The sequence below is a fragment of the Pedobacter rhizosphaerae genome, from assembly GCF_900111155.1.
Lineage (GTDB): Bacteria > Bacteroidota > Bacteroidia > Sphingobacteriales > Sphingobacteriaceae > Pedobacter > Pedobacter rhizosphaerae.
On the sequence record NZ_FOGG01000065.1, the window covers coordinates 1 to 10,615 of the forward strand.

The following is a 10,615-nucleotide window of genomic DNA, read 5'->3' on the forward strand; positions in this document are numbered from 1 at the left end:
GGGAAACCATCCGAGCAGATAATCCGAGGCAAATTTATGGATCTGTTTTATTTTGAAACGTTGTTCCTCATAGATACCAAATAGATAAATGGTCATGACTTCCTGATCGGTAAAATCAGGTCTACTATTATTGGTGAACCGCTGGCAGTGGTACTGCAGTTCAATTTCATAACTATCGCATACATATTGGTATAATTTTATTAATTTTAGTGCCTTAGCCTGATTAATCATGTGGTTTTACAGTGCGTCGAATACACTATAAATATACTGATTATCAGGCTATTATAAAAATAAACCAGGCTGTTTTATGCCTATTTTTATAATTAAATCCGACCCTTAATTCGCATTATTAAGTAGCAAGTATTTAGTAGCAAGTATCGAGATTATTCCGTCCATCTTCCATCAAAACATTTTACATGAGTAGCAAGTATTGAGTAGCAAGTATTTAGTATTGAGGCTGTTTGTGATTAGCTTTTAATCAATGGATTCTTCTCTTTGGCAAAAAGTTCAAATACCTTTTTATCGGTGAATTTAGGGAACAACTTATTCATCCATACCGCTAGTTTTCCTTGTCCTGTCATGATTAAGGTTCTTTTGCGTTGCACAATCCCATCAGCAATATTACTTGCAACTTCTTCAGCACTCATCATTTTACCTTCCTCCATACTGGTTTCACCATGTGCTGCTCCGTCTTTTGCAAGCGCTGCAACGCGGATATTAGAAGTGGTAAATCCAGGGCAAGCCACCATTACGTGAACACCTGTTTTCAGTAATTCTGTACGTAAAGATTCCATAAAACCGTTCATGGCAAATTTAGAAGCCGAATAACCCGTTCTGCCTGGTAAACCACGGTAACCGGCTATAGAAGAAACTCCAACAATGCTACCCTTGGTTTTCAAAATCTCTGGCAACGCATATTTAGTGCAATAAACTGTTCCCCAGAAGTTCACATCCATCAGATTTTTCAATACCGATAAATCTAAATCATTAAAAAGGGCACGCATAGATAATCCGGCATTATTTATCAAAATATCTATTTTTTGAAAAGATATCATGGCTTGCTTGATGATCAATTCGCAATCGGCTTCCTTGCTCACATCAGCCTGAACGGCAACTGCTCTAATTTGATATTTTTTCTCTAAATCCGCAGTACTCTCACAAAGGGTAACATACTGACGAGCAGCCAATACCAGGTTTGCACCACGCTTAGCAAATTCTTCTGCACAAGCTTTTCCGATTCCACTAGAGGCCCCGGTTATGATGATTACTTTATCTTTTAAATTCATATTTTTTTTATAGTATCGAGTATTTAGTATCGAGTATCAAGACTGGATTCCGATGCTTTGGATGCCTGTCCATCTTACATTACAACATTTTACATTAGTATCAAGTATTTAGTATAAAGTAGCAAGACTGGATTCCGATGCTTTGGATGCCTGTCCATCTTACATTATAACATTTTACATTAGTATCAAGTTTTTAGTATAAAGTAGCAAGACTGGGCGTTTACAACTATTAGTTAATATTTAAGGTACTGGGTTGCTTCAACAACTTTGTCTGTGTTAATAATGTCTACTTCTATACTTTTAAGTAGCTTCCATGTCGTTTCGTTATCTGGTGCGCCCCAGAAACGCACAGGCTTATGGAGCAGATGGGCTGCCTTAATCACTTTGAGAAGCTCTTTTTTATCTGCTTCAGGTATTTCGCCGACACCCTTCCATTTGGAATAAGAGGCAAAATTATCGCTAATCATCGTTATGCGGGCCAAGTTCTTTTTATCATATTTTGCATGAGGTAAGCCATCAAAAAACAGCCACTTTGGATATTCATGAAATGTGGTGCTATCGGGTCTGGCTCCACTAATCACAATTTGAAATGCATCAGGATTTCTATCTTTATCAAATAAATCGCCATATTTTTCAATTTCCTTTTTCAATACAGGATAAACCAGGCTCCAGTTTTCCTTCACGTCAATCATCAGTGTTAAACCGTAATTTGTTTTTACTCCCCTTTGCTTATCCTTGCTAAACCAATCTGCTAAAGGAGCCAGATAAAGGCGATCCAGTGTACGCGAAAGGTCCTTATCTTTTCTGCTGTGGGCAACGATTAGCGAATCGCCAATCAGGAAGATATCGGCTTCTACTTGAGCAACCTGATAGGCATAGGCTTGGATTAGGGGCCTTGCATGGGTGTAATCGTTATGAGAATGGATTTTAATCTGCGCACTTAAACTACATGTAAGGGAGCAGAAAAGGAGAATTAAGAATATCCTATACATTATTTCATCATTGCGGTTTCATACGGTACACGGGTAATAATCGAGCGTCCGAGAGTAATTTCGTCTGTATATTCCAGTTCGCCACCAAAAGCAATTCCCCTGGCGATGGTAGTAATAGGTACATTGAATTCTTTAAGTCGTTTATAAAGATAAAAAAGAGTGGTATCACCTTCCATATTCGGACTTAAGGCCAAGATAATTTCTTTAACACCTCCTGCGGCAACTCTATCCACCAATCCATCAATAAATAAATCGGCTGGCCCCACCCCGTCCATTGGTGAGATCAATCCTCCAAGCACATGATATACCCCAAAATACTGACCAGTATTCTCAATAGCCATTACATCTCTGGTATCTTCCACAACGCAAATGGTTTCTTTATCCCGCTTATTCGAGCTACAAATTTCGCAAATTACATGATCGGATATATTACGGCAAATATTACAGTTTTTAATTTCTGCTTTTAACCGGATTAATGTATTTCCAAACAGATTGACTTCTTCTTTTTCTTTATTCAACAGATGTAATACCAATCTTAGCGCTGTTTTTTGCCCTACCCCAGGTAACTTCGAGAATTCGTTTACCGCATCTTCCAGCAGTTTGGATGAAAAATTCATACTACAAAAATAATTAAAATAGTTGATTTGTTTAAGATCATCAGGGCAACCTAATCCCCAAACTGCGTTTGCAAGTCTTGTATCTCAGATCCCGCGTCTCAAATCTGGTATCTCAAATCTCATATTGACATTAGAAGCTAATTTCTTACATTTAACAGCTTAACAAAAAAACTATGTCGCCAACCATTCTACTCTGTTTCTTAATCGGCTACTTTCTGGTGCTGATAATTATTTCGTTTGTAACCTCACAAAAATCATCAGACAATTCTACCTTTTTTATTGCCAATAGAAATTCCAAATGGTATTTGGTTGCCTTTGGAATGATCGGAACGGCCCTTTCTGGGGTAACATTTATTTCCGTTCCCGGCGAAGTGGGTGCACCCGGAGGGAATCAGTTCCAGTATTTTCAGTTTGTATTGGGTAATGCAGTGGGTTTCATCATCATTGCTACGGTTTTATTGCCATTGTACTACCGGATGAAATTAACTTCGATTTACAGTTATATAGAACAGCGACTAGGCCATTACAGCTATAAAACAGCAGCATCTATATTCTTGTTGAGTCGTACACTAGGCTCGGCAACCAGGTTATACTTAGTTGTTATCGTATTACAGCGTTTTATATTCGACAACTACGGTGTTCCTTTTTGGCTAACGGTATTGATTTCCCTGGCCTTGATCTGGTCGTACACATTTAAAGGCGGTTTAAAAACAATCATCATTACTGATACTTTACAAACTTTTTTCCTGGTTCTTTCGGTATTCTTAACCATTTATTTCATCTGTAATAGTTTAGATTTTAACATCCCGCAGGCTTTTGAATCCATTAAAAACAGCAGCTATTCCAAAATATTTTTCTTAGACGATTTCCTGACCAATAAATTTAATTTTGGTAAGCAATTTATCGGAGGAATATTCGTAACGATCGCCATGACTGGTTTAGATCAGGATTTAATGCAGAAAAATTTAAGTATGAGTACCATTAAAGAGGCACAGAAAAATATGTTCAGCTTTACCGGTGTATTTGTCATTTTAAATGTTTTCTTTTTAAGTGTTGGCGCGCTTTTGTATATTTTCGCCGCTAAAAACGGTATCGATATTCCTTTAGACCATCTTACTGGAAAAGCCCGAACAGATTTATTATTCCCTGAAATTGCCCTTAATAATTTGGGCGCTGTGCCAGCCATTATATTCATGCTGGGTTTAACAGCGGCAACTTTTGCAACTACAGATTCTGCGCTTACGGCCTTAACTACCTCGTTTTGTGTAGACTTTTTAGGTATGGATAAAGCAGAGAACTTAAATGCAGAGAAAGCTGTTAAAAAGCGTCATGCGGTACATGTAGCCTTTTCAATTTTAATGTTTCTGGTTATCATCGTAATCAATGCATTTAACAGTTCCTCTGTGGTGAGCTTAATTTTCCAAATCGCTTCATACACCTACGGTCCGCTGTTAGGTTTGTATAGTTTTGGATTGTTTGTAAAAAATCGTGGTTTGCATGATAAATTAGTTCCAATAGTTTGCATTTTATCGCCTTTTTTATGTTACTTGCTTGCAACGTACTCTACCCAATTATTGGGCGGTTACGTTTTTAGCGTAGAATTGATATTAATTAATGGATTAATCACTTTTATAGGTTTGCTATTCATCAGTAAAAAGACCGATAAGCAGACCAGGTTTTAATTTTAGAATAAAAGTATATGACGAGTGAAGAAAAAATTAGAAGTGCTTTTGAGAATAAAGACTGGCAGGAAATTAAAGTAACAGACTCCTGGCAGATATTTAAAATAATGGCCGAATTTGTAGACGGCTTTGAAAAACTGGCCAAAATAGGTCCCTGTGTTACCATATATGGTTCTGCCCGTACGGCGCAAACCAACAAATATTACCAGTTGGCAGAACAGTGTGGAAAGCTATTAACTGATAGAGGTTATGGTGTTATTACTGGCGGAGGACCTGGAATTATGGAGGCCGGTAACAAAGGTGCACATACCAATGGAGGTAAATCAGTAGGTTTAAATATTGAGTTGCCTTTTGAGCAATTCCACAATAAGTACATTGACCATAACAAACTTTTAGAGTTCGATTATTTCTTTGTACGTAAGGTGATGTTCATGAAATATAGCCAGGGCTTTATCGTTCTTCCAGGAGGTTTTGGTACAATGGACGAACTTTTCGAGGCCCTTACCCTTATTCAGACTGGTAAAATTGCCCGTTTCCCAATTGTTTTAATTGGCACTGATTACTGGGGAGGTTTAATCGATTGGATCAAAAATACCATGCTCCAGAAAGAACACAACATCCATGAAGAGGATCTGAATCTCTTCCGTTTGGTAGATACTGCTGAAGAAGCCGCCGAACATATTTTCCGTTTCTACGACAAATACGTATTGAAACCAAATTTCTAATTCGATTTAGTATAAATTGATATTTATATTTCAAGTGCTTGCATGGTCAAGCACTTTTTTTATTACTAACCCACACTGTAACAACTCCATAAAACTGTTATCTAACCTACAAAAAGACGGGTTTTATCAACATGACAAACAATTGTTTTAATTCTACGTTTTCAAGTTTCTGCACGTTTGGTATAGCGAATAGCTTAAGCAGATTTTAAATACTAACACACAAATCCTTTGGTGAGATGGAACAGTTATTAAATTGGAGAAAAGGTGTATTTGATAGTAATTATCAGGTATTCAACAAGGGCTTATTAAGGTTCTCACTGAACTTTAGTACCTGGAAAAATACGGCTATTGCCACTACTCAAGGCGGAATTTATCTTTTAAAAAGCGAAGGATTTAGTCATCCTAAGACTAAATTAATCAATAATAAAAATGAAGTTATCGCTGTAATCAATTACGAGTGGCTGGCTTTTAAAGCAAAAATTAAACTCAGTACCGGAGAAGAACTGGAGTGGTCATTTCAAAATACCTGGCTAAGCAGATGGTCTATTAATAACCATACAGATAAACAACTTTTATTTAATGCGGCTACCGGCAATGGACTAATTCACACCAATGTAGATGACGATTTATTAGTTGTAATTGGTTTATTTATTAGGGAATATTATGCAAGGATACTTATCCTTTTACTTTTGATCGTGTTCCTGCCATTATCTTTCAGAGGGATTTTTTAATCAAGCGGGCAAAGCATCGAAACCCAATCTTGCTACTCGATACTAAATACTTGCTACTACTAATAGACAATCTCAAATATTCGCTCAACAGGGCGGGCAATTACGCCTTTATTTCCGGAAATCACTATTGGTCGTTCGATAAGATTAGGATTTTCTGTCATCACTTTTATCCATTCATCATCGGTTAGAGACTTGCCTTTATAGTGTTCTACATATATTGGTTCTGTTTTTCTTAGCAGTTCTTCAGGTTTAATCCCTAATTTTTGAATAATCTCCGCAAGCTCTTCAATTGTTGGAGGGGTTTCCAAATAATATATGATTTCAAAATCAAGACCGCTTTCCTGCAAAATGGTTAATGCAGACCTGCTCTTGCTACAACGGTTATTGTGATAAATTTTAATCATCTTTTTAAATTATAATCCACTAACACCACCACTTACCACCAGTTTCATTGCATCTGCAGCACTCATATTCAAGTCGACAACCTTATCCCTTTTTACAATACAAAGCTGGCCAGCAAATGAATAAGAAAGGGGAAAATAAACAGCAACATCATCTTGAAGATTGAGTTTCTTGAGATCGTTTTGAGTCAGAAAACCAATTTTTTTCATTCCACCTTCTACCTCTACCAGAACCGGGTGATTAAATTTCTTTTCGTCGCCTACAAAGGCCTCGGTAAGATCTTTTATGGAAGAATATATAAAGTTTAATAATGGTAATCGATGTAAGATTCGCTGAAACCAATTGTACATGGGTTCGGTTACAAAGTTGGTTACAAAAATTCCGGCAACTAAGATGATGGTAATTACGGTTAGTAGCCCCAAACCTGGAATATTCCTGCTCTCCCCTGTCCTGGGATCTACTCCCAGAATATTATTTACATTTAACCAGCTATCAACAGTAGTTACCGCCCATACCACAATAAAAATACTCACTGCGATAGGCACTACAATTAATAAACCTTTAATGAGATAATTTAAAATGGCCTTCCCGATTCTGTTCATGCCGCAAAATTACTTATTTGTTTTGTTCTTTAATTGTTTAAGTGCTTAATTGTTTAACTGATGATGCAGAGTAATAATCGACTAACTGTTTAATTGTCTAATTGTTCAACTGCTTAATTGTTCAATTGTTTAACTGATGAACCGTTGAACTGTTTAACTGATGCAATTGCAGACTAATTCAATAATGACCATTGAACTAATGACTAATGAACTAGTGACTAATGAACTATTGAACAAGTGAACCATTGAACTAACCTATCATTCATAAAAATACACCCTTTTTACTCTTTGAGAGATATTGGTTAAAATTTCGTAAGGAATTGTACCGATATCTTTTGCCAACTGCATAATGCTATGACTCTGGTTAAACACGATGGCTTCATCGCCTGCTTTAACATCAATACCCGTTACATCCAACATGGTCATATCCATGCAAATTGAGCCAATGGTAGGCACTAAATGTCCATTAACGATCATTTTACCAACTCCATTTCCGAATGCCCTGCTGTAACCATCGGCATACCCAATTTTAACGGTTGCAATTCTTCCACCTTGTGGCATTACTCCTCTCCTGCTGTAACCAACAGTTTCCCCAGCTTCCAGGAGCTTAACTTGGGTAACAGTAGTTTTCAGAACCATAACCGTTTGTAGTCCTCTATTTTGATACAATGCAGAATCGAAGCCATAAAGCCCTATTCCTAAACGAACCATATCCATTTGTCCATTAGGCCACCTACTGATACCAGAGGTATTTGCAATATGCAATAATGGCTTGTAGCCTAAAGCGTTGACCAACTGATCTGCAACATTTTGAAACTGATCAATTTGGTGTTGGGTAAAGCCATCATGTTCTGCTGCGTCACTAGCTACTAAATGAGAGAAAATACTTTGCACCTTGATCTTATCATTATTTTTTATCCCCTCAATCAGGCTGGAAATTTCAGCTCGATCGAAGCCCAAACGATGCATGCCACTATCAATTTTCAGGTGTACCGGATAATTAAAATCGTAATTGGATAAAGCCCGCATAAAGCTGTTCAATATCTCTAAGCTATAAATTTCAGGTTCTAAACGATGTTTAATAATGGCTTCAAAAGCAGATTCCTCCGGACTCAACACCATTATGGGTAAGGTAATCCCCGCTTTACGTAGGGCAATACCCTCATCGGCATAGGCTACTGCCAAATAATCTACTTTGTGAAACTGTAAAAGATTTGCGATCTCAAAACTTCCGCTACCATAAGAAAAAGCCTTCACCATGGCCATAATTTTTACTCCCGGTTGTATTTTAGAGCGGTAGAACTGCAAATTACCCACCATGGCATTGAGATCAATTTCTAAAACGGTATCGTGAATTTTCTGCGTTAACAGTTTACTGATCCTCCCAAATTCAAATCGCCTTGCCCCTTTTACTAAAATGGTTTCATGGCTGAATTCTATACTGGGGAAAGCTTCTATGAAAGCATTTGTATCGTCAAAAAAAAGGGTATCAACACTGAACAAAGTTTGATGGGCGGCCATGTGTTTCCCGATTCCGATCAACCTGTTTACCTTCTTTTGAACCAACAATTCGGCAATTTCTTTATATAAATCCTGATCATCCTTACCTGTTTCGAACAATTCGGAAAGGATAACCGTTCTTTTAGGGTGCTGGTTTTGTTGGTTGAGAAAATCGAGTGCAATGGCCAATGAAGAAATATCTGCACTGTAAGAGTCATCAATAATGGAGCATTGATTAATTCCATTTTTCAGCTCCAGGCGCATACTTACGGCACTGATTTTTTCGAGTCTTAAATCGGCCTGTTCAGGCGTGTATCCCATTGCTAAAAGGGTTGCCCAGCAAATCATTCCATTCTCAATGGAAGCCCGGTCCTTAAACGGGAGAATACATTCAATTTCAGCATTTTGATAAATAGCCCTCAGGTAACAATTACCTTCAATAGGCTCTACAGCAATAATTTGCAAATCTGCCGCCTGCTTACTGCTCCAGCTAAAATGCTTCTTTCCTGGCAATAGCTTGGCATTAATTTCGGTTACGTATTCTGGGGAATAAATGAGCAAATCGGCATTTTTAAAAAGCTTAAGTTTTTCTAACAGCTTTTCCTTCTTAGAGCTAAATCCCTCTGCATGAGCCTCTCCGATATTGGTTAAAATTCCAATTTCTGGTTGAATAATCTCTTCGAGTTCGTCCATCTCATTTACAGCAGAAATTCCAGCTTCGAAAATCCCTAAATTGTTCTCAGATTCAATCTGCCAAACCGAAAGTGGTACTCCTATTTGAGAGTTGTAACTTTTAGGACTTCTCACGATATTAAAATCTAGTGCTAAAAGTTGATATAACCATTCTTTAACAATGGTTTTTCCGTTACTTCCGGTAATGCCAATGGTTTTTAATTGAGATTGCGACCGATGATAAGTGGCCAGTTTCTGAAGGGACTTCAGTACGTTTTCTACGATAATGAAATTACAATCAGGATACTGATCAACATATTTTCGGTCGGTAACTACAAAATTTCGAATCTCCTTTTGATAGGCATCTTTGATAAATTCGTGCCCATCACGATGTGACTTCAAAGCAAAAAAAAGTGAGTTTTCAGGCACTAGCACAGAACGGCTATCGATCACTAAATATTGGATAATGGCTTCGCTATCTACAAAAACGGCATCGGCATTTAAAACTTGAACAACTTTAGAAACGGTATATATTGAAGTAGACATCCTTTATAATTTCAAAAAATTACAATATGGTTTTATTTTTTACGAATTTCAGCAATTAATTATGAAAAGCAGTAATCAAGCGCCCATTTTAGATAAAAAACAAGCATTGGCTAAAGCCGAAAGTTTTTGCGCCTACCAGGAACGCTCTCAAAAGGAGGTGAGAACCAAACTATTAGAATTAGGAATGCGTGGCGATGAGCTGGAAGAGATTCTTAGCGACCTTATCCTCCATAATTTTTTGAATGAAGAACGCTTTGCAATGAACTACGCTTCGGGTAAATTCAACATAAAAAAATGGGGAAGGATAAAAATTAAGCAAGGACTGAAACTAAAGGGAGTGCCTGAAAAGTTACTGCAAAAAGCATTGTACAGCTTAGATGACGACGACTATCTGAAAACTTTAACCGATTTGGCCATTAAAAAAGCGAAGCTTTTAAACGAAAAAGATCCTTTTAAACGGAAAATTAAGTTGATGTACTATCTACAGTCCCGAGGTTTTGAAAATGATTTAATTTTAGTTGCACTGAAAAACAGCAACTTAAATTAAATATTAAATTTTTACTAAAAAATCCCTTGACAGAAATAGAAAACTCTCTATATTTGCATCACCAAAACGAAACACAGTATCTGTTTTGTAAATGCGAAAGTAGCTCAGTTGGTAGAGCACGACCTTGCCAAGGTCGGGGTCGCGAGTTCGAATCTCGTCTTTCGCTCCAAAAGCCTTCTTAAACGGAGGCTTTTAAATTTAAAAGGTTAATCACCTGCTCGGGTGGTGGAACTGGTAGACACGCAGGACTTAAAATCCTGTGACCCTAAAAGTCGTGCGGGTTCGATTCCCGCCCCGAGTACGAATGGGAATT

At 37.4% G+C, this 10,615-nt stretch carries 11 protein-coding genes and 2 tRNA genes; 6 read left to right on the top strand and 7 right to left on the bottom strand.

The window, feature by feature from the left end:
* The 4 genes from BMX11_RS24610 to recR form a co-directional block, all read right to left on the bottom strand.
* Positions 1-231, bottom strand: a 231-nt coding sequence (locus tag BMX11_RS24610; protein ID WP_217643908.1) for a hypothetical protein, incomplete at its 3' end; no start/stop codon positions are given.
* A 236-nt stretch (positions 232-467) separates the two neighbouring features.
* Complete coding sequence (locus BMX11_RS23690) at positions 468-1,286, bottom strand: SDR family oxidoreductase (RefSeq protein WP_090889979.1); 819 nt, start codon at positions 1,284-1,286, stop codon at positions 468-470.
* A 233-nt stretch (positions 1,287-1,519) separates the two neighbouring features.
* Positions 1,520-2,278, bottom strand: coding sequence for a PI-PLC domain-containing protein (locus BMX11_RS23695; protein WP_090889982.1), 759 nt, complete (start codon positions 2,276-2,278; stop codon positions 1,520-1,522).
* Positions 2,278-2,895, bottom strand: a complete 618-nt coding sequence (gene recR, locus BMX11_RS23700; RefSeq protein ID WP_090889985.1) for a recombination mediator RecR — start codon at positions 2,893-2,895, stop codon at positions 2,278-2,280. The genes BMX11_RS23695 and recR overlap by 1 nt, the downstream gene beginning before the upstream one ends.
* Before the next feature lie 173 nt (positions 2,896-3,068).
* Between recR and BMX11_RS23705 the strand changes: the two genes are divergently transcribed.
* The 3 genes from BMX11_RS23705 (at position 3,069) to BMX11_RS23715 (ending at position 6,033) form a co-directional block, all read left to right on the top strand.
* Positions 3,069-4,577 (top strand): sodium:solute symporter, encoded by a 1,509-nt coding sequence (locus tag BMX11_RS23705; protein ID WP_090889986.1) that lies wholly within the window; start codon positions 3,069-3,071, stop codon positions 4,575-4,577.
* A 17-nt stretch (positions 4,578-4,594) separates the two neighbouring features.
* The gene (locus BMX11_RS23710; protein WP_090889989.1) at positions 4,595-5,302 is read left to right on the top strand and encodes an LOG family protein; all 708 of its coding nucleotides are present in this window, start codon (positions 4,595-4,597) and stop codon (positions 5,300-5,302) included.
* A gap of 236 nt (positions 5,303-5,538) precedes the next feature.
* Positions 5,539-6,033 carry a hypothetical protein gene (locus tag BMX11_RS23715; protein WP_090889992.1) on the top strand — a complete coding sequence of 165 codons (495 nt, stop codon included), beginning with the start codon at positions 5,539-5,541 and terminating at the stop codon, positions 6,031-6,033.
* A 59-nt stretch (positions 6,034-6,092) separates the two neighbouring features.
* On the opposite strand, the gene arsC is transcribed toward BMX11_RS23715, so the two are convergent.
* From arsC to BMX11_RS23730, 3 genes are all read right to left on the bottom strand, one after another.
* Entirely contained in the window at positions 6,093-6,437 is a 345-nt protein-coding gene (gene arsC, locus BMX11_RS23720; protein WP_090889996.1) for an arsenate reductase (glutaredoxin), read from the bottom strand.
* 9 nt (positions 6,438-6,446) lie between these two features.
* Positions 6,447-7,037 carry a DUF502 domain-containing protein gene (locus BMX11_RS23725; protein ID WP_090890000.1) on the bottom strand — a complete coding sequence of 197 codons (591 nt, stop codon included), beginning with the start codon at positions 7,035-7,037 and terminating at the stop codon, positions 6,447-6,449.
* Between the two features lie 258 nt (positions 7,038-7,295).
* Positions 7,296-9,755 (bottom strand): bifunctional UDP-N-acetylmuramoyl-tripeptide:D-alanyl-D-alanine ligase/alanine racemase, encoded by a 2,460-nt coding sequence (locus BMX11_RS23730; protein WP_090890003.1) that lies wholly within the window; start codon positions 9,753-9,755, stop codon positions 7,296-7,298.
* A gap of 61 nt (positions 9,756-9,816) precedes the next feature.
* On the opposite strand from BMX11_RS23730, the gene BMX11_RS23735 reads away from it, so the two are divergent.
* From BMX11_RS23735 to BMX11_RS23745, 3 genes are all read left to right on the top strand, one after another.
* Positions 9,817-10,302 (top strand): regulatory protein RecX, encoded by a 486-nt coding sequence (locus BMX11_RS23735; RefSeq protein ID WP_090890006.1) that lies wholly within the window; start codon positions 9,817-9,819, stop codon positions 10,300-10,302.
* 93 nt (positions 10,303-10,395) lie between these two features.
* Positions 10,396-10,471: transfer RNA gene (locus BMX11_RS23740), tRNA-Gly, on the top strand.
* A 47-nt stretch (positions 10,472-10,518) separates the two neighbouring features.
* A tRNA-Leu gene (locus BMX11_RS23745) sits at positions 10,519-10,603 on the top strand.
* The last annotated feature ends 12 nt before the right edge of the window (positions 10,604-10,615 follow it).